Below are 19,906 nucleotides of genomic sequence, written 5' to 3' on the forward strand. Positions count from 1 at the left end.
CACAGAGGACACGGAGAAAACGGTAAAAAGTAGGATGTGATGAGCGCTGCGAATCGCATCCTACTCGCTCACCATGCCAGCCCCATTAATCCAGTCCTTCTTTTCCTGTCTCCCCACCTTCCTGTAAATCGCCCTGGCCCTTCTCCGTGCCCTCTGTGTTCTCTGTGGTGAAAAAAGCCTAACCCAGGACCTCCAGTTTGGCGAAGCTGAGGACCAGCCACTTGGAGCCGGCGTGGGCGAAGTTCACCTGCACCCGGGCCGAGTTGCCGGAACCCTCGAACTGGGTGATCAGGCCCTCGCCGAATTTCGCGTGATGCACGCGCGCGCCGATGGCCAGGCCCGCCGCGGAGGCCGAGGCGGCCTGGGCATCCATGGACCCGAAGCCCGCGGTCTTCTGTCGGGCCGCGGCGAAGCGTCCGGCGCCATACGGCGAGGCCTGCGGGCGCAGCACCTCCAGCGCGTCTTCCGGGATCTCGTTGATGAAACGCGAGGCGACGTTGTAGGACTCGCGCCCGTACAGCCGCCGGGTCTCGGCGTGGATCAGGTACAGCTCCTTCTCGGCGCGGGTCATGCCGACGTAGGCCAGGCGGCGTTCCTCCTCCAGTCGGCCCGGTTCCTCCAGCGAGCGGGCGTTGGGGAACAGGCCCTCCTCCATGCCGGTCAGGAAGACCAGCGGGAACTCCAGGCCCTTGGCCGAGTGCAGGGTCATCATCTGCACCGCGTCCTCGTGCGGATCGGCCGCACCTTCGCCGGCCTCCAGCGCCGCGTGAGCGAGGAATTCCGTCAGGCGATTGCCCTCGCCTTCCTCGCTCTCGGCGGTGGACTCCATGTCGAAGGCGCGCGCGGCCCCTACCAGCTCGTCCAGGTTCTCCAGCCGTGCCTCGCCGCGTTCGCCCTTTTCCTTCTTGTAGTGCTCGCGCAGCTGTGCGCGCTCGATCGCCTGTTCCACCTGGTCCGCCAGCGGCTGGCGCGGCAGCTCCTGTTGCAGGGTGCGAACGAGCTGCACGAAGCCGGCGACCGCGTTGCGCGCGCGCCCGGGGAGGGCGTCGGAATCCACTGCTTGGGTGGCCGCCTGCAACAGGCTGGTATCCGCCGCCTGGGCGGCCTGGCGCAGGCCTTCCAGGGTCTTTTCGCCGATCCCGCGCGGGGGCTGGTTGACCACGCGCATGAAGGCGGCGTCGTCATCGCCATTGCCCGCCAGGCGCAGATAGGCCAGGGCGTCACGGATCTCCTGGCGCTCGAAGAAGCGCAGGCCGCCGTAGACGCGGTAGGGCATGCGCCGGCCGATGAAGGTCTCTTCCAGTACGCGCGACTGGGCGTTGGAGCGGTAGAGCACCGCGCACTCGCGGTACAGCCCGCCCTCGTCCACGTGGCGGGCGATGGTCTCGGCGATGAAGCGCGCCTCTTCCTGCTCGTTCAGCGCGGTGTACAGGCGTACCGGCGCGCCTTCGGTGTCCTCGGTCCACAGTTCCTTGCCGAGGCGTCCGGAGTTGTGCCGAATCAGGGCGTTGGCCGCATTCAGGATGTTGGCGCTGGAACGGTAGTTCTGTTCCAGGCGGACCACCTGGGTGCCGGGGTAATCCTTCTGGAAGTGCTGGATGTTCTCGATCCTGGCGCCGCGCCAGCCGTAGATCGACTGGTCGTCGTCGCCGACCGCGAACACCGGGCTGTCACCGGCCAGCAGGCGCAGCCAGGCGTACTGGATGTCGTTGGTGTCCTGGAACTCGTCCACCAGCACGTGGCGAAAGCGCGTGCGGTAGTGCTCCAGCAGGGCCTTGTTGTCGCGCAGCAGCTCCAGCGAGCGCAGCATCAGCTCGGCGAAGTCCACCACGCCGGCGCGTTCGCAGGCCTGCTGGTAGGTGGTGTAGACGCGTACCCACTGGCGCGCGACCGGGTCGCCGGTGTCCGGCAGGTGTTCCGGGCGCGAGCCCTCGTCCTTGCGCGCATTGATGTACCACTGCGCCTGCTTCGGCGGCCAGCGCGACTCGTCCAGTTCCAGCCCGCGCAGCACGCGCTTGACCATGCGCAGCTGGTCGTCGGAGTCGAGGATCTGAAAGCCCTGGGGCAGCTTCGCCTCCTGCCAGTGCTGGCGCAGCAGGCGGTGGGCCAGTCCGTGGAAGGTGCCGACCCACAGCCCGGTCGCCGGGTGACCCAGCAGCGATTCGATGCGCCCGCGCATCTCGGCCGCCGCCTTGTTGGTGAAGGTGACCGCCAGCAGGCTGTGCGGGGCCACGCCCTCGACGCCGATCAGCCAGGCGATGCGGTGCACCAGCACGCGGGTCTTGCCGGAACCGGCGCCGGCCAGGACCAGCAGCGGTTGTGGCGGGGCGGCCACGGCCTCGCGCTGGGCCGGGTTCAGGGAATCGAGCAGGGGGGAGACATCCATGCGCGAATGGTAGGGAAAGCGCGCCGGAATCGCACGTTCCGCATGCGGGCCGTGTGCCTTCGGCCGGGCAAACGCGCTACTCTCGAACCCAGCCTGCGTCGAAGCGCCACGGTGTCTCCAAGGAACCTCGCGCGCCGAGGGAGTCACAAGGGTAGGCGCATCAGGAATGGGAAGACCGCGAATGAACGAGATGCCATCCCGGCACCGGCTGGACAGCCCCGTCTCCGGCCAGGAACTGCACCCGGACAACCTCGCCTTTGCCGAAGGGCTGCTGGAGCGCTACCGCGAAGACCCCGACTCGGTACCGCCGGCCTGGGCCGACTATTTTCGCTCGCTGGAGGGCGCGGGGCGTCCTGAACGCCGCCGGCGATCGACCGATCGTCCGGATCTGGCGCACGAGCAGCTGCAGATCCGCGTGCTGCAGTTCATTAATGCCTACCGCTACCTCGGCCACTTCGGCGCGCGCCTTGATCCGCTGGAGCGCGAGTCGCCGGAGCCGCCACGCGAGTTGAGCCGCGAGCACCACGGCCTGGATCGCGTCGGGCCCGATGTGACCTTTGACCCCGGTTCGCTGTTCATCGACGGCCGGGTCTCCCTGGATACGATCGAGAGGGTCCTGAAGGAGACCTACTGCGCCAGCATCGGCGCGGAATACATGCACCTGATGGCCACCGACGAGAAGCGCTGGCTGCAGGAGCGCCTGGAATCCGCGCATGGCCGCTTCGGCTTCGACTCCGACACGCGCCTGGCCATTCTCGAACGCCTGACCGCGGCCGAGGGGCTGGAGCGGTATCTGCACCGGCGCTATGTCGGCCAGAAGCGTTTTTCCCTGGAGGGGGCGGAGAGCCTGATCCCGCTTCTGAACGCACTGGTCCAGCGAGGGGGTGCGCGGGGCCTGCAGGAGCTCGTGGTCGGCATGGCCCATCGCGGGCGTCTGAACGTGCTGGTCAATCTGTTCGGCAAGTCCCCGGAAGAACTGGCCAACGAATTCGAGGGGCGCCCGCGCGATGACCGCGGGACCGGGGACGTGAAGTACCACATGGGGTTCTCGTCGGATCTGGAAACCCCGGGCGGTGCCGTGCATCTGGCCCTGGCCTTCAACCCCTCGCACCTGGAGATTGTGACCCCGGTGGTGGAGGGCTCGGTGCGCGCGCGCCAGGTGCGCATCGGCGACCGCAAGGGCAACCGCGTGATGCCGATCGTGATCCATGGCGATGCCGCGTTTGCCGGGCAGGGCGTGGTGATGGAGACCCTGAACATGTCCCAGACCCGGGGGTTCTCCACCAAGGGCACCGTGCACGTGGTGGTGAACAACCAGATTGGGTTTACGACGTCGACCCTGAAAGATGCGCGTTCGACGCATTACGCAACCGATGTCGCCAAGATGGTGAGCGCGCCGATCCTGCATGTGAACGGTGATGACCCCGAGGCGGTGGTATTCGTGACCCAGATGGCGCTCGACTACCGCATGCGCTTCGGCAAGGACGTGGTCATCGATCTCGTTTGTTATCGCCGCCAGGGGCACAACGAGGCGGACGAGCCGGCGGCCACTCAGCCGCGCATGTACCACCGGATCCGCGAGCTGCCGACCACCCGCGAGCGCTACGCCCGGCACCTGATCCGCGAGGGGCTGACCACCGAGGACGCACAGGAGCAGGCACTGGAGGACTACCGCGGGCGCCTGGATGCCGGCAAGCCGGTGGCTCTGTCGCTGCTGCGCGAGCGCAACGGGCACGCCGGTTCTTCCACCAACTGGGGCCCCTACCTGAACCAGACCTGGGATCAGGACGTGGACACCGGTGCCCCCGCGGACCGGCTGGCGCGCACGCTGGAGCAGCTGTCCACGCCCCCGGAGGGTTTTCATCCCAACGACCGCGTGAAAAAGATCCTGGAGGCCCGCGTGGCCATGGCGCGGGGCGAGCAGCCGCTGGACTGGGGCGCGGCCGAGACCCTGGCCTATGGCGCGCTGATCCAGGATGGCTACCGCATCCGCCTGTCCGGGCAGGACTCCAGCCGCGGCACCTTCTTTCACCGCCATGCGGTGCTGCACGACCAGAAAACCGGCAAGGCCATCGTGCCGCTGCGGCGGCTGGATCCGGACCACCCGCGCTTCCTGGTGATTGATTCCCTGCTATCCGAGGAGGGCGTGCTGGCCTTCGAATATGGTTACGCGACCGCCGCGCCCGAGGCCCTGGTCATCTGGGAGGCGCAGTTCGGTGACTTCGTTAATGGCGCCCAGGTGGTGATCGACCAGTTCATCTCCTCCGGCGAGCAGAAGTGGGGGCGCCTGTCCGGTCTGACCCTGCTGCTGCCGCACGGCTACGAAGGGCAGGGGCCGGAGCATTCCTCGGCGCGCCCCGAACGCTTCCTGCAGCTCGCGGCGCAGGAGAACATGCAGGTCTGCGTGCCGACCACGCCGGCGCAGATGTTCCACCTGCTGCGCCGCCAGATGCTGCGGCCCTATCGCAAGCCGCTCATCGTTATGACGCCGAAGAGCCTTTTGCGACACAAGGATGCCGTCTCCGATCTCGAGGCGCTGACCACCGGCCAGTACCAGACGGTGATCGACGACGCCCGCATCGAGGATCCCGGCAAGGTGCGGCGGGTGCTGCTGACCAGCGGGCGGATCTTCTACGACCTGGCCTCGCGCCAGGCCGAGGGCGAGCACGCCGATACCGCGATCCTGCGGCTGGAACAGTGCTACCCCTTCCCCGAGGAACGCCTGACCGAGTTGCTCGGCCGCTACCCGGAGGCCGACGAGTTCGTATGGGTGCAGGACGAGCCGGAGAACCAGGGCTACCTGGAGTTCGTCGCCCCCCGCATCAACCCGTTGCTGGCGGTGCGTGGCCAGACCCTGCACGCGGTCGCCCGGCCCCCGGCCGCCGCGCCCGCCGTCGGCTATCCCGAGGTGCACAAGGCACAGCTGAAGGACCTGCTCGAACGCGCCTTCGGGCCGATCAGCTCGCGCGACACCCCGCACCCGACTCCCTGAACCTTCGACACTGACGTACAGCACAAGGAAGCGAAATGGCATCCGATCGTACCCCGATCCAGGTCCCGGAACTCCCCGAGTCGGTCGCCGACGCGACCGTCATCGCCCTGCACAAGAAGGCCGGCGATACCGTAAAGCGCGACGAACTGATCGCCGAGCTGGAGACCGACAAGGTCGTACTCGAGGTCTCGGCGCCCAGCCCGGGCACCCTGCTCGAGCTGTCCGTCAGCGAGGGCGACGTGGTCAAGGCCGATGCCGTGCTGGGCTATCTGGGGGCGGCCGAGGCCGCGACGGAGGACCCGGAAGACGAGGCCACTGGAGCACCGGCGGCGGCGAAGACAGAGGATCGGGCGCGGCCTGCCGAGCCCGCCCAGGCCGCCGAGGCAAGGGAGGTACGCGCCGCCGCTCAGCCCGCCGCCGAGTCCGGCGCCTCCCGTGCGGCAACGGAGGAAGCCAGCAGTGCGCCTCCGCCCTCTCCCTCCGTTCGGCGCTTGTTGCAGGAGGCCGGACTCAGCGCCGGGGAGGTCGACGGGACCGGAGAAGACGGGCGTATCCAGCGCGAGGATGTGGAGCGCGTTCGTGACCAGCGAGCCACGGGGGTGGGTACCCGTACGGCCGCGCAGGCGAAGGATTCCGGCGCATCCGTTCGCCCTGCGGCACGCGCGGCCGAGCCGGCGGACCGCGCCGAGCGCATCGAGCGCGTCCCGATGACGCGGCTGCGCGCGCGCATCGCCGAGCGGCTGCTGGAGGCCAAGCAGTCCACCGCGATGCTGACCACCTTCAACGAGATCGACATGTCCGCGGCGATGGCCCTGCGCGGACGCTACAAGGAGACCTTCGAGAAGCGCCACTCCACCAAGCTCGGCTTCATGGGGCTGTTTGTGGCCGCGGCCACGCACGCGCTGGAACGTTTTCCGGTGATCAATGCAGCACTCGACGGCGAGGAGATCGTCTACCACCACTACAGCGACATCGGCATCGCGGTGTCGTCGCCGCGCGGACTGGTGGTGCCGGTGCTGCGCGATACCGGCAACGCCTCGATTGCGGACATCGAACGGCGCATCCGCGACTTCGCCGAGCGTGCCCGAGACGGCAAGCTGGACATCGACGAACTGCGCGGCGGCACCTTCACCATTACCAACGGAGGCGTGTTCGGCTCGCTGTTCTCCACGCCGATCCTGAACCCGCCGCAGAGCGCGATCCTCGGCATGCACGCGATCAAGGAGCGTCCCGTCGCGGTGGATGGCGAGGTCGTCGTCCGGCCGATGATGTACGTGGCCCTGTCCTACGACCACCGCCTGGTCGATGGCGCCCAGGCGGTGCAGTTCCTGGTCGCGATCAAGGAGGTCATCGAGGACCCGGCGCGCTTACTGCTCGATGTCTGAACCCGGGCGGACTCGGCCGCCCCGGCCCCTGTAGGAGCCGAGCCCCCCGGCGACCGGACGCCCGCCGGTCTTCGTCCGCCAGAGGCTGCTCTCTTTCGCATTATTGGGAGAACACACCCAGCGGCCGCTGCCGCGGAAAGGGAGGTAGTCAGCCGCGGTCGACGGGGCGACGGTAGGGGCCCGGGCGCAGGCTGAACAACAGCATCGCTGCACCAAGCAGGCCCAGCGGCCAGACCGGCCAGGCCAGGCCCAGCCAGGTGGAGACCTCCAGCTGTGTGGCGAGCCCCGCCAGGGCGAGCAGTCCCGCGCCGCCCCAGGCCTCATGGCGTCGTCGGTTCTGGCGGCGCAGGCCCTCTTCCAGCTCGCGGATTTGCTGGCGTAGCGCGGCGTCGCGCTCGGCACGCTGCTCCTCGATCGTCAGGGCCTTCTCCAGGTGCATCGGCAGCTCCGGCAGGTGCGCCAGCAGGCGCGGCAGGTGCTGCTGCGCATTGCGGATGAACGCGCGCACGCCCATGCGTTCGTGCATCCACTCCTCGATGAACGGCTTGGCGGTGGTCCACAGGTCGAGCTGGGGGTAGAGCTGGCGGCCCAGGCCCTCGATGTTCAGCAGGGTCTTCTGCAGCAGCACCAGTTGCGGCTGGACCTCCATGTTGAAGCGGCGCGCGGTCTGGAACAGGCGCAGCAGGACCTGGCCGAAGGAGATCTCGTCCAGCGGGCGCTGGAAGATCGGTTCGCAGACGGTGCGGATCGCCGCCTCGAACTCGTCGACGCGGGTGTCCTTCGGCACCCAGCCGGATTCCACATGCAACTCGGCCACGCGGCGATAGTCGCGGTTGAAGAAGGCGTGGAAGTTCTCCGCCAGATAGCGCTGGTCCGAGTCCAGCAGCGAGCCGACGATGCCGAAATCCACTGCCAGGTAGGTCGGGTCATCCGGGTGGGTGGCATCGACGAAGATGTTGCCCGGATGCATATCGGCATGGAAGAAGTTGTGCTGGAACACCTGGGTGAAGAAGATCTCCACCCCGCGCTCGGCCAGCAGCTTCAGGTCCACGTTACGTTCGCGCAGAGCGGCGATGTCGGCCACCGGGATGCCGCCGATGCGTTCCATCACGACGACGCTGCGGCGAGTGTAGTCCCAAATGATCTCCGGGATGTACAGCAGGTGGCTGTCCTCGAAGTTGCGGTGGATCGCGGCGGCGTTGGCGCCCTCGCGGATCAGGTCCAGCTCGTCGGTGACGGTCTTCTCGTATTCGTCCACCACCTCGCGCGGGCGCAGACGCTTGGCCTCCGACCAGTAGCGATCCGCCAGGTCCGCGATCAGGTGCATCACCTCGAGATCGGCGCGGATGGTTTTGAGGATGCCGGGGCGGACCACCTTGACCACCACCTCGCGCCCGTCCTGCAGCGTGGCCGCGTGCACCTGGGCGATGGAGGCCGAGGCGATGGGCGTGTCCTCGAAGGCGGCAAAGGCGATCTCGATCGGGCGTTCCAGTTCCGATTCGATCACCGCGCGGGCCTGATCGCTGGGGAACGGCGGCACCCGATCCTGCAGGCGCGCGAGCTCGATCGCGATGTCGTCCGGGAGCAGGTCGCGCCGGGTGGAGAGCATCTGTCCGAACTTGATGAAGATCGGGCCCAGATCCTCCAGCGCGCGGCGGATGCGCTCGCCGCGGGTGCCTTCAGTGCGGCGGAACCAGTTCCAGGGGGCGAGATGAAGCAGGAAGCTGAGCGGGCGCAGCGGCTTCAGCGTGAACAGGATGACGTCCAGGCGATAGCGCACCAGGACCCGCGCAATGGTCCACAGCCGCAGGCCCCGGTACAACGCGCGGCGCATCAGGCCTGCCGGTCGTCAGGTGCGGAGGGCTTTGCCTCCAGTCGACGCAGCCGGGCATCGAGCCGGGCGAGGTCGTCGCGCAGATCGGCCACGTCTTCGGCGAAGGCCTCGAACGCGCCGCCGGCCGGCAGCCATTCGAGTTCGTCGCGCAGGTAGTCGGCCGTGTCCTCGGCAGAGCGCCGGCCGAGGTGGCGCAGGCTGTCGCGTGCCTGGTCCAGCAGGTGGCGCAGCGGCCCGGCCGCCCCGGCGCCGGCAAAGCGCTCGAACAGGTCCTCCCAGTCGATCCCGGCGTCACGCAGTGCGTGCTGAAGATCGGAGAGCACGGTGGCATCGCCGGTGATGGTGAGTCCGGAGCGGTCGTCGCGCGCCATCGCGGCGGCCAGCGACAGCGGGGAGCCCGAGAGCTGCACATCCACCGGGTCTTCGATGCCGCCCACGACCTGTAGCCGATCGGCGGCCCCGACCAGCGACAGCGCGATCCCCGGAGGCTCGATCACGATCGCGATCGCAGGCCCGGCCAGCCGCGCCCGGTCCTTCTCCGGGGCGCTCGCCAGGTGTTCGTTCAGCGTGGCCTCGATCAGGGCCGTGAACGGGCTGGGCAGGGCGAAGGGTTCGGCCATAAAGACGCTACAACTTCGTGCCGCGGTGCAGGGCCACGATGCCGCCGGTCAGGTTGTCGTACTCCACGCGTTCCAGCCCGGCGCCGCGCATCATGCCGGCCAGGGTCTCCTGATCCGGGTGCATGCGGATGGACTCGGCCAGATAGCGGTAGCTGTCCGCGTCGTTCGCGACCAGCTTGCCCATCAGCGGCAGCATCTTGAACGAATAGATGTCATAGATCGGACGCAGCGGCGCCATCGGCTGCGAGAACTCCAGCACCAGCACACGCCCGCCCGGCTTGATCACCCGGCGCATCTCGGCCAGCGCGCGCTCCTTGCGGGTCACGTTGCGCAGGCCGAAGGCGATGGTCACGCGGTCGAAATAGTCGTCCGGGTAGGGGAGCTGTTCGGCGTCGGCCTGCACGAAGTCCAGGTTGCCCACGTGGCCCTCGTCCAGCATGCGGTCGCGCCCGGCCTCCAGCATCGAGGCGTTGATGTCGCAGACCACGATCTGTCCCTTCGGTCCGACCCGCGGAGCAAAGGCCCCGGCCAGGTCCCCGGTGCCCCCGGCCAGGTCCAGGATCTTCATGCCCGGTCGCACGCCGGTGCGCTCCAGTGTGTAGCGCTTCCAGATGCGATGGACGCCCATCGACATCAGGTCGTTCATCACGTCATAGCGCGAGGCGACCGAGTGGAATACCTCGCCCACGCGCGAGGCCTTCTCGGACTCGGGGACGGTCTGGTAGCCGAAGTGGGTCTTGCCGGGTTCTTCTTTCATCAAAGTGCCGTTGTCAGTGCGTCTTGCGCTCGTGCCCGGCCTCTTTCAGCCGATCCAGGTAATCCTGCCACAGACGCTCCTGGTCCGTGCCGAGCTCGTGCAGGTAGTCCCAGTCATAGATGCCGGTGTCGTGGCCGTCGGAGAACACGAGCTTCACCGCATAGTTGCCGACCGGCTCGATCTCGGTGATGTTCACATCCTCCTTGCCGACCTGCAGCACCTCCTGGCCCTTGCCGTGTCCGCGCACCTCGGCCGAGGGCGAGTACACGCGCAGAAACTCGCAGGGCAGCTCGAAATGCGAGCCATCGGAATAGGTCAGTTCCAGGATGCGCGACTTCTGATGCAACTGGATATCGGTGGGACGGTGCGTACTGCTCATGCGGCCTCCAGCATCCATGGGTCCGGGGGAACCCGGTCCGAATCTTTCAGCCACCACGAAGGTGGCTGGTAATGGACTGCGAGGATACCAGCCCCGCTCGCTGTCGTGGCATCTCCCTGTGCGTCGAGGGTCTGCCCGTGCCGCACGCTACGCCATGTCTCAATCGTGGTCGCCGGGATGCATCGCGCCGGGCGAGCCGGAGTGCACATCAAGGCCCTGGTGGATTTCCCGCAATGTGGGGTAGAAGGCGTCCAGCGGGACCGACTGGCCGTGGCTGGCGACGATGCGGCCGTGGAAGCGTTCCAGTTCGCGTGGTTCATGAACGCCGCAGGAGTGCGCGATCACTTCGACTTCGTGGATGGTGTTGCGGACGTAGTTCGCCACCCGGACGGCCTTGCGGGTCGGGTCCAGGCCTTGCTGCAGTCGGGGGTTGTGGGTGGTGATGCCCGTGGGGCAGCTGTCCTTGTTGCACTGCATGGCCTGGATGCAGCCGAGGGCGAACATGAAGCCGCGTGCGGACACCGCGAAATCGGCCCCCACGCACAGCGCCCAGGCGACGTCGGTCGGGGTGACAAGCTTTCCAGAGGCAATCACACGGACGCGCTCGCGCAGCGCGTAGCGCTCGAGGATGTCGATGACCATTGGCAGGCTTTCGCGCAATGGCAGCCCCATGCTGTCCATCAGCGCCCCGGGGGCGGCGCCGGAGCCGCCGTCCGCCCCGTCCACGGTCACGAAGTCGGGTGCCGAAGCCGGGCCGCGTTCGAGGATCTCCTGACACAGGGTCTCGAGCCAGCCGTAGGCGCCAACCACGAACTTGATGCCGGTCGGTTTGCCGGTGGTCACACGCACCTCGGCAATCAGGTCCAGCAGGTCCGGAACGCTGTCGACCTCGACATGGCGATTGGGGCTGACGGAGTCTAGCCCGACGGGGATGCCGCGAATCCGTGCGACCTCCTCGGTGACCTTGCGCCCCGGCAGCAGGCCGCCCTTGCCGGGTTTGGCCCCCTGGCTCAGCTTGATCTCGAACATGCGCACGGGCGCCAGGGCGGCCATCTCCCGCAGCCGATCATGATCCAGCCGCCCGTCCGGGGTCCGCACCCCGTACTTGGCCGTGCCGATCTGGTACACGAGATCGCATCCGGCCTCCAGGTGGTAGGGCGACAGGCCGCCCTCACCGGTATTGAGCCAGCAACCCGCCCGCGCGGCGCCCTGTGCGAGGGCCTGCACTGCGGGCTTCGAGATGGCGCCGTAGCTCATCCCGGAGATATTGAACAGCGACGGCGCGGCATAGGGGTGGGGGCAATGCGGGCCGATCACGAGCGGCTCGCTGGCAGCGGCGTCGGTCGCCAGGGTGGGGAAGGGGCAGTTGACGAAGAACACCGAGCCGACCGGTGTGAGATCGCGGGTGGAACCGAACGCCGAAGTGGTATCCAGATCCTTGGCGGCGAGGTAGATAAAGCTGCGCTGCGAGCGGTTGAAGGGCAACTCTTCGCGGTCCATGGCAAAGAAGTACTGGCGAAAGAACTTGCCGAGGTGTTCCAGGAGATAGCGCAGCCGCCCGATGACAGGATAGTTTCGGCGGATCGCCTGGGTACGCTGAGTGCGGTCGATGACGTAGAGCACCAACAGCGCGGCGATGATGCTGCCTACCACGAAGATGAACAGCAGCGACATGAATTCCATCAGGCCCATCAGCCAGCCGGACTGTCCCATGGAGGCCCCTCTTCGGGTGGTTACCCGTTTGCCTGGATCTGTCTCCGAGTATTGGCGCAGCGGTGCGCGGGCGTAAGGGTCGAGCGTCCGGGAGACGTGTCCCAGGGTCCGGGTGGCGCGTTCAGAGCCCGCCGACGGCCATCTCGCCTACCCACTGGCCGCCCTGGTAATCCAGCCACAGGTTGCGCGGCACCATGCGCCGGGCGCCGGTGCTGGAAAGTTCGCGCCGGGCGGGGTAGCCGGCGGCGAACGCCTCGGGCGAGCAGACATCGGATTCCACCGTGCTCGCACGGACATACAGTTGCGGGACGACCTCGACGAAATCGGAGCGCCGCGGTGGCTCGTGGAACAGGACCCGCTTCTTCACCACGCAGGAGAAATAGAGCTGCATCTCGACATAGAGAGGCGTTGCTTGCTCCTCCAGGGCCTGCCGGGCGCGGTCGGTCCAGTAAACGTGGACGGTCCGCTCGCGGAGGGTGACTTCGGCCGCTAGCCGGTAGGGATGCAACCAGCGGTCGATATGCGGCAGCGGATTGAAACCGGCGGCCGAGAAATAGGTATGTCGCAGGGCCATGTGGAACTCCTTGTACGGGCCAATGCCGGGCAGCGCGATGGTCCGTGCTGCCCGGAAGTGCCGGTCAGTCAGTCGCCGGCCGGGCCGACGTTGTCCAGTTCGTACCAGGGGGTCGGATTGATCGGGCAGCGATAGCGAAAGCCGTCCTCGCTGATGGTGACCCGAGCCGATCCGGTCTCGCCCGGCTGCAGCGGGAACATGGCCAGGGTTTCGTTGGTGCGATGGTTCTGAACCTGGAAGCCGGCCACCTTGCCGGCCTGGTTCGTGACGATGAACTCGTATTCGCCGGCCTTCAGGTCGGCCAGGGTCTCTTGCGCGGCAAAATAGCCGTTGTGCTGTTCCAGGTGGATGCGGGTGACCTCGTCGGCATTCGCCGTGGTCGAGAATGCCAGCGCGATAGGCAGCGCCAGACTCTTGATGTGTGTACGGGTTGAATGATTCATGGCAATGCCTCGTCTATGGCTTCCGAATGGGCGATCGGTTATTGATCGCCCTGCCCTGTACCGTAGAGGGGGCTGTATCCGCGGGATATGCCGCGCAGTGCGGTCTTTGTGTCCGGCCGTCCCGGCGTGTCAGGCCGGAGTCCAGTCGCGCGTGGCCTGATGGTAGAAGGCGGGGTCGTCGGTGGTGGCGCCCTGCAGGGTGCAGACGGCGGCCGCGAACCGGAGCGCGCGTTCCAGGGTGGTCGCCCACGGCCAGTCGTGTTGGAGGCCGATGATGGCGACACTGGCGAAGGCGTCGCCGGCGCCCACGGCGTCGCGGAAGCCGTCGACGGTGGGCGCCGGGGCGCGGTGGTGCTGGTCGTCGGCCGTGTGGATGCCGGCGCCGTCGGCACCATGGGTGATGATCAGCGCGGAGCGGATGGCCGCACGTTCGAGGAGCGCCGCCGGGCGCTCCGGCGCGACCACGTCCGGTGCCAGCGTCACGGCCTCGTCGGTATTCAGCTTGACCACGTCGGCCCCGCGCATCAGCGCGAGGACGTCGCCCGGCTCGTACCACGGGGCGCGCAGGTTCACGTCGACGAAGCGCCGGCGGGCGCGGGCCTGCAGGCGTTCCAGCAGGTCGCGGTTGCCGGAGCGCAGCGCCAGGGTGCCGTGGTAGAGCAGTGCGGCACTCTCGGGGAGCGCCTGCGCCCAGTCCGCCGGCACGTCGTCGTAGGCCTGATCGGGGACGATGGTGTAGGTCGGCTCGCCATTCTCAAGTGCGATGCGGACCTGGCCCGTTGGCGCGGAGGGGTGGCGGTACAGGCCTCGCGTGTCCATCGCGATGCGGTCCATGTGTTCGCGGATGTCGCGCCCGTCCGCGTCGTCCCCCACGCCGCCGACGAAACAGGCCGCCTCGCCCAGCTGGTGCAGGTTCCAGGCGACATTGAACGGGGCCCCCCCGAGTACGCGCGTACCGTCGGGGAAACAGTCGAACAGGACTTCGCCGAAGATCAGGTGGGATGGAGATGGGCCGCTCATGGGGGCTCCCTGCAGTGTGTCAGTCAGCGGCGCGTTCGATACGGTCGCGGCCGCGTTTCTTGGCCTGGAGCAGCGCATGGTCAGCCGCGTCGAAGATCGCCTCCGGCGATGCGGCCGGATTGATGCCGGCGAGACCCGCGGAGATGGTGACCTTCAGCCGGGTATTCCCTGCCCGCACGATCAGCCGGTCGACGGCCTTGCGGATGGTGTCCGCCTGTGTATGGGCGGCCGCGGGTTCGCGGTAGAGGATCATCACGAATTCTTCGCCGCCGTAGCGTGCGACAAAGTCCGGCTCCCGGACCCCTTCGGCGAGGATCTCGGCGACCGCGCGCAGGACCTTGTCGCCCGCGGTATGGCCGTACTCGTCGTTGATCGACTTGAAGTGGTCGATGTCCCAGACGAGCAGCGATGCGGCACCGGACTTTTTCAGCTCCCCGGGAATCTGTTCCAGGCGTTGTTCGAAGGCCGCCCGGTTGGGCAGGCCCGTCAGGCTGTCACGGGTTGCTTCCGCACGGGCTTGTTCCAGCCGTGTGCGCAATGCCTGTACCTGTCCTTCCAGGCTGCGGCCCTTGGAGCGCAGGGCGCGGTTGCGTTCCAGGGCCGTCTGCAGTTCGCTTTCCTGTTCATCGCGGAACGTGGTGACCCGTTCCACCATGCGGTCGAGGCCGCGGGTGACCTCGGTACGCAGGGTCGCCAGGTCTTCGACGTCGACGACCCTACCCTTGATGTGCGCAACATCGCCGGAGATCCCGGCGTGCAGCTCGGAGACCGATTCGCGGGCGCGCTCGCCGCGCGCCTCGTCCTCGGACAGCGCGGTGTCGACGTCCTCCAGGCGATGCCAGATCTCGCCGACGACCTCGGTGAGTTCCTCGCGCTCGGTCATCGCCTGCTGGCACTTGTCGTGCAACACCGAGAACAGGCGCCCGAGGGTGCGTTCGATCTCCGCCTTGTCGCGCCGGTCGGCCGCACGGGCCAGGGCGTCCACCTCGGAGTCGAGAAACTCGAAGCCGTGCAGGCCGCGGCGCACCACCTCGAGGATGCCCTCGGCCAGATCCTGGCGCTGGTCACTGGAACGTACGGCATCGGCCAGCTGGCCGCTCAGGCGGTCCAGCCAGGCGGTGTCGCCAGGGTCGGATTCAATGGCGCGGGTCAGGTCGCGTACGGCCCCCTCCAGCGCCGGGACCTTCGCGGAAACGACCGCGAGCGCGCGCAATGCCACCCGGCGCGTAGCGTCCTGCACGGTTCGTTCCTGTTCCAGCGATCGTTCGAGATCGATGATGGTTTTGCGCAGATCGCTGTCGGACATCGGGAAATCCCGGAAAGTGGGTGCGCCTATTTAAACGCGGAAGTGAAGCGGAAGCTACCGCCGGAATCGTATCCCTTTATCGGCATCGGTTTAATGCGCTGGATCATGAAGGGCCTGGCGTTGCGGCAGTTCGATCTCGATCCCGACCGGAAGATGGTCGGACAGGGCGACGTTGTAGACGCGCACGTCGCTGACATGCAGGTCGGGGGTCAGCAGGATGTGGTCGAACACCAGGCGCGGGTCCCAGGCGGGGTAGGTCGCGGGGCAGGCCATCGGCTCCATCAGTCCGGTCCGCGCGACCAGCTGGCGCAATTCGTCGCTGTCCTGCTGGCAGTTGAGGTCGCCCATCACCACGGCGTGCGGGAGGTTCTGGATGTGCTCGGCGACGTAGGCCAGCTGGGACTTGCGGGTGCGTTTGCCGAGCGCGAGGTGCAACAGGAACAGCACCAGCTCCTCGCCATCGCCCATCGCATAGTGCGCCTCGATCGCGCCGCGGCCGGGCAGCGCGCCGGGCAGGCGGTGCATCTCGACGCGATCGGGCTCCAGGCGCGAGAACAGGGCAAGCGAGTGCTTGGCGAACTGGCCGAGGTCGCGGTTGATGCGGTTGTAGGTGTACGGGAACTGGGCCCGTTCGGAAAGATAGGACGCCAGGTCGACGAAGTTGCTGCGGATGCTGCCGCCGTCCAGTTCCTGCACGCCGACGATGTCGAACTCCGATATGAACCGGGCGACCCGGTCCAGGTTGTCCATTCGCCCGCCGTAGGGAAGCACGTGTTTCCAGCTATTGGTGACGTAGTGGTGCAGCCGGGAGGAGTGGATGCCCACCTGGGCATTGAAGCTGAGAAGCCGCAGGCGCTGACTGTCCGGTTCGTGCTGGTAGCCCAGTTGTTCCGGGGCCGATGAGCCCGGTTGTGCCGTACCCTGGTCCTCGGGGGGGGGAGTCCGTTCGGGGGCGGTCGCGATCGGGGTCATCGCGGGCGTTCTCCTGCTGGCGGGGAAGTCCGTATTGTCAGAATGGACAAACCAGTTCGCCCAAACGTTCCGTCAGCTTCATGTTCTCGCTGTAGTCGACCGGACAGTCGATCACGGTCACGCCCGGCTTCACCAGGGCCTCGCGCAGGGCCATCTCCAGGCTGTCGCCCGGCTCGATGCGTACGCCATGGGCGCCGAACGACCGGGCCAGCTGCACGAAATCCGGATTGCCGAACTCGACGAAGGCCTTGCGCCCGTACTCGCGCACCTGTTTCCACTCGATCAGGCCGTAGGCATTGTCGTTCCAGATCAGGACGACGAAGTTCAGCCCCAGGCGCACGGCGGTTTCGAGCTCCTGTACGTTCATCAGGAAGCCGGCATCGCCGGTCACGGCGACCACCTGGCGTTCGGGATGCAGCTTCGCGGCGGCAATGGCGCCCGGCAGTGCGATCCCCATGCTGGCGAACCCGTTGGAGATCAGGCAGGTATTGGGCAGTTCGCAGCGGAACATGCGCGCCATCCAGAGCTTGTGGGCGCCCACGTCGGTGATCATGATCGCGTCGAGGTCGGCGGCCGTGCGCAGGTCCCAGATCAGCTTTTGCGGCTTGAGCGGTACCTGGGTGTCGTCACGGTGCTCGTTCATGTCCGCGATCAGGCTCTGGCGCAGTGGGCGCAGGATGGTCTCCTCGCGCGGGCTCACCTGTTCGGACAGGCGGTGCAGACAGGTCGTCAGGTCCCCGAGGACCTCGGCGGTGACGTTGTAGTGCCCGTCGATCTCGGCCGGGGCCGAGTCGACGTGGATCAGGGTGCGGTCGCCATCCGGGTGCCAGAAGCTGGGGGGGTATTCCACCAGGTCGTAGCCGATGCAGACGATCACGTCGGCCTTGTGGAAGCCGAAGTTCACGAAATCCTGGCTTTGCAGGCCGACCGAGCCCAGCGCCAGCGGGTGGCGGAACGGGAGCACGCCCTTGGCCATGAAGGTGTTGGCTACCGGTATATTCAGGGCGCTGGCCAGCGTGGCCAGGGCGCCGCTGGCACCGGAACGGATCACGCCGTTGCCGGCGAGAATCAACGGGTGGCGGGCCTCGTTCAACAGCCGTGCGGCGGCCTCCAGGGAGGCCTCGGCGGGAACGGCGGCAGGACCCGAATGGACCGGCAGCGGTGGATTCGGGCAGGGCATCGAGGCGATGTTTTCCGGTAGTTCCAGGAAGCTGGCACCGGGCTTGCCCCCCTCGGCCCACTTGAAGGCTTTGCGTACGATCTCCGGGAGGATTTCGGGCTCGACGACGCTGGAGCTGTACTTGGTGATCGGCTGGAACAGCCCCTTCAGGTCCAGGACCTGGTGGGACTCCTTGTGCAGGCGATGGGTGCTCGCCTGACCGGCGATCGCCACGAGCGGGGCATGATCCATGTTGGCGTCGGCGACGCCGGTGATCAGGTTGGTGGCCCCGGGCCCCAGGGTGGCCAGGCAGACGCCTGCCTTGCCGGAAAGTCGGCCATGGACATCGGCCATGAAGGCCGCGCCCTGTTCGTGGCGCGTGGTCACGAACTCGATGGAGGAGTCGGCCAGGGCGTCGAGAACGGCCATGTTCTCCTCGCCCGGGAGGCCGAAGATGCGTTCGACGCCTTCCTGCTCGAGGCACTCGACCAGGCGCTGGGCGGTGGTCGGGTCGCTCATGGACACGCCCGCACGAACGAGCCCGGGCTAGCCGCGAGCACGTTCGATCAGGTAGTCGGCAACCTCCAGCATCTCGTCGTGCCCGCCGGCCATGCTGGCGGACACGATGGCCTCGCCATTGATGACCAGCGTGGGTACACCGCCGACGCCGTAGTCCTGCACGGCCTCGGTGGCCTCGACGATCCGGCGCCGGATTGCGTCCGAGCGCATGGTTTCGCGGAACTCGTCCGCGTCCAGACCGCGCTGGTCGATGAAGCGCAGGATCGCGCTTTCCGAACGCAGCTGACGGCCCTGGTCGTGGATCGCGTCGTAGAACGCCTGGTGGACCTCGTCCAGCACGCCCAGCTTCTCGGCGGTGTAGTACACCCGGGCATGCAGCGCCCAGACATCGTTCATCGGTGCCGGCAGGTATTCGAACTGCACGTCGTCCGCCAGATTCGGCTTCCACGCCTGGACCTTGGGCTCGAACTGGTAGCAGTGCGGGCAGCCGTACCAGAAGATCTCGACCACCTGGATCTTCCCATCCTCCAGGCCGGTGTCCAGCGGCGGCTGGATGGCCCGGTAGTGCTGGCCCTCGCGGAAGTCGGCCGCGAGGCTGGTGCCGGTGGCGAGGAGCAGGCCGGCGCCGCCCAGGGCGCCCATGAATTCACGACGCTTCATTTAGAGTTCTCCGTAGGAGTGCAGGCCGGACAGGAACATGTTCACGCCCAGGAACGCGAAGGTGGTGATGAACAGCCCCACGATCGCCCACCAGGCCATAGTCGGGCCGCGCCAGCCCTTGGTAAAGCGCATGTGCAGCCAGGCCGCGTAGTTCAGCCAGACGATCAGGGCCCAGGTCTCCTTCGGATCCCAGGACCAGTAGCCGCCCCAGGCCTCGGCGGCCCACATCGCGCCCAGTACGGTGGCGATGGTGAAGAACGCGAAGCCGATGGCAATGGCCTTGTACATCACGCTGTCCAGCGTATCCGTGCTCGGGATGCGCCGGGTGATGGCCGCGTCGGGCCGGGTCCGGTCCAGCCGGTTCCGGATCAGGAAGGCCACGCCCAGCATCGCGGCGATGGCGAAGCCGCCGTAGCCGACGAAGTTCGTGGGCACGTGGATCTTCATCCACCAGCTGTTCAGCGCCGGCACCAGGGGCTCGACCACATGCGCTTCACGGTCGAACATGTACCACAGCAGGAAGGTCACAGAGGCCGCGATGACCAGCATGACGAAGGCACCCATGTTGCGCGAGCCGGTGCGCTGTTCGTAATACAGGTACATCAGCGTGGTCAGCGCTGCGAACAGGATGAAGACCTCGTAGAGGTTGGCAACGGGGATGTAGCCCCAGGTCGGGTCGGTCAGGTAGATCTCGCGCCAGCGCACCAGTAGTGCCATCGCGCCGGCACCCGCGCCTACCCAGGCGAAGGCGGCGCCTACGCGGGACGGGAAATCGGAGCTGGAGAAAAGCCCCATCAGATAGGCGACGGTGGAGAGGTAGAGGAACACGCTCATCCACATCACGCCGGCCTGGCCGGAGCCGATGTAGTTCAGCCAGAAGTTGGTCTCGTTGGCGGCCAGGTTGTCGCCGTAGAGCCAGATGCCAAACAGGGCCAGCACCCCGACGATGATCGAGAAGGCCTGCCACGGACGCCAGAACCAGCCCATCCAGGCGCTGGTGCCGACGGCGAGGATCAACCCGCCGATGTCGTAGCGGTCCATGTTCTCGCCGTAGAACGTCAGCGAGATCACCGCCACGGCGGCCATCAGGGCAAAGTAGGCCCAGTCGCGCAACTGAAGTTGCCGGAAGAAACCGGGCCGTTCGAAATCCAGGGCCTCGTGGGGTACTGACATGGTGTGCTCCTCCG

General features: G+C 67.2%; 16 protein-coding genes. 2 read left to right on the forward strand and 14 right to left on the reverse strand.

What is annotated here, in order from left to right:
- Positions 1–178: 178 nt before the first annotated feature.
- Positions 179–2,386 (reverse strand): DNA helicase II, encoded by a 2,208-nt coding sequence (uvrD, locus tag F572_RS0111900; RefSeq protein ID WP_017942988.1) that lies wholly within the window; start codon positions 2,384–2,386, stop codon positions 179–181.
- Between the two features lie 181 nt (positions 2,387–2,567).
- Here uvrD and F572_RS0111905 point away from each other — a divergent pair, with 181 nt between their 5' ends.
- On the forward strand, positions 2,568–5,378 hold the full coding sequence (locus F572_RS0111905; RefSeq protein WP_017942987.1) for a 2-oxoglutarate dehydrogenase E1 component: 2,811 nt from the start codon (positions 2,568–2,570) through the stop codon (positions 5,376–5,378).
- A gap of 35 nt (positions 5,379–5,413) precedes the next feature.
- The gene (gene odhB, locus F572_RS0111910; protein WP_017942986.1) at positions 5,414–6,763 is read left to right on the forward strand and encodes a 2-oxoglutarate dehydrogenase complex dihydrolipoyllysine-residue succinyltransferase; all 1,350 of its coding nucleotides are present in this window, start codon (positions 5,414–5,416) and stop codon (positions 6,761–6,763) included.
- A gap of 148 nt (positions 6,764–6,911) precedes the next feature.
- On the opposite strand, the gene ubiB is transcribed toward odhB, so the two are convergent.
- The 13 genes from ubiB to ccsB form a co-directional block, all read right to left on the reverse strand.
- On the reverse strand, positions 6,912–8,597 hold the full coding sequence (gene ubiB, locus F572_RS0111915; protein ID WP_017942985.1) for a ubiquinone biosynthesis regulatory protein kinase UbiB: 1,686 nt from the start codon (positions 8,595–8,597) through the stop codon (positions 6,912–6,914).
- Positions 8,597–9,217 carry an SCP2 domain-containing protein gene (locus tag F572_RS0111920; RefSeq protein ID WP_017942984.1) on the reverse strand — a complete coding sequence of 207 codons (621 nt, stop codon included), beginning with the start codon at positions 9,215–9,217 and terminating at the stop codon, positions 8,597–8,599. The genes ubiB and F572_RS0111920 overlap by 1 nt, the downstream gene beginning before the upstream one ends.
- 7 nt (positions 9,218–9,224) lie before the next feature.
- Positions 9,225–9,974 (reverse strand): bifunctional demethylmenaquinone methyltransferase/2-methoxy-6-polyprenyl-1,4-benzoquinol methylase UbiE, encoded by a 750-nt coding sequence (ubiE, locus tag F572_RS0111925; RefSeq protein WP_017942983.1) that lies wholly within the window; start codon positions 9,972–9,974, stop codon positions 9,225–9,227.
- Between the two features lie 13 nt (positions 9,975–9,987).
- Complete coding sequence (locus F572_RS0111930) at positions 9,988–10,353, reverse strand: gamma-butyrobetaine hydroxylase-like domain-containing protein (RefSeq protein WP_012981520.1); 366 nt, start codon at positions 10,351–10,353, stop codon at positions 9,988–9,990.
- Between the two features lie 159 nt (positions 10,354–10,512).
- On the reverse strand, positions 10,513–12,066 hold the full coding sequence (locus F572_RS0111935) for an FMN-binding glutamate synthase family protein (RefSeq protein WP_017942982.1): 1,554 nt from the start codon (positions 12,064–12,066) through the stop codon (positions 10,513–10,515).
- 121 nt (positions 12,067–12,187) lie between these two features.
- The gene (locus F572_RS0111940; RefSeq protein ID WP_017942981.1) at positions 12,188–12,640 is read right to left on the reverse strand and encodes a hypothetical protein; all 453 of its coding nucleotides are present in this window, start codon (positions 12,638–12,640) and stop codon (positions 12,188–12,190) included.
- 68 nt (positions 12,641–12,708) lie between these two features.
- Positions 12,709–13,083 carry a hypothetical protein gene (locus F572_RS0111945; protein ID WP_017942980.1) on the reverse strand — a complete coding sequence of 125 codons (375 nt, stop codon included), beginning with the start codon at positions 13,081–13,083 and terminating at the stop codon, positions 12,709–12,711.
- 129 nt (positions 13,084–13,212) lie between these two features.
- Positions 13,213–14,103 carry a PfkB family carbohydrate kinase gene (locus tag F572_RS0111950; protein WP_017942979.1) on the reverse strand — a complete coding sequence of 297 codons (891 nt, stop codon included), beginning with the start codon at positions 14,101–14,103 and terminating at the stop codon, positions 13,213–13,215.
- A gap of 19 nt (positions 14,104–14,122) precedes the next feature.
- Complete coding sequence (locus F572_RS0111955; protein WP_017942978.1) at positions 14,123–15,409, reverse strand: GGDEF domain-containing protein; 1,287 nt, start codon at positions 15,407–15,409, stop codon at positions 14,123–14,125.
- A gap of 90 nt (positions 15,410–15,499) precedes the next feature.
- Entirely contained in the window at positions 15,500–16,381 is an 882-nt protein-coding gene (locus F572_RS0111960) for an endonuclease/exonuclease/phosphatase family protein (protein WP_017942977.1), read from the reverse strand.
- Between the two features lie 37 nt (positions 16,382–16,418).
- Positions 16,419–18,059, reverse strand: coding sequence for an acetolactate synthase large subunit (locus tag F572_RS0111965; RefSeq protein ID WP_017942976.1), 1,641 nt, complete (start codon positions 18,057–18,059; stop codon positions 16,419–16,421).
- Between the two features lie 27 nt (positions 18,060–18,086).
- Complete coding sequence (locus tag F572_RS0111970; protein ID WP_017942975.1) at positions 18,087–18,719, reverse strand: thiol:disulfide interchange protein DsbA/DsbL; 633 nt, start codon at positions 18,717–18,719, stop codon at positions 18,087–18,089.
- A complete protein-coding gene (ccsB, locus tag F572_RS0111975) occupies positions 18,720–19,892 on the reverse strand; it encodes a c-type cytochrome biogenesis protein CcsB (RefSeq protein ID WP_017942974.1) in 1,173 nt (390 codons plus the stop codon).
- Positions 19,893–19,906: the final 14 nt, after the last annotated feature.

The sequence above is a fragment of the Thioalkalivibrio sp. ALE14 genome, assembly GCF_000376845.1.
GTDB lineage: Bacteria > Pseudomonadota > Gammaproteobacteria > Ectothiorhodospirales > Ectothiorhodospiraceae > Thioalkalivibrio.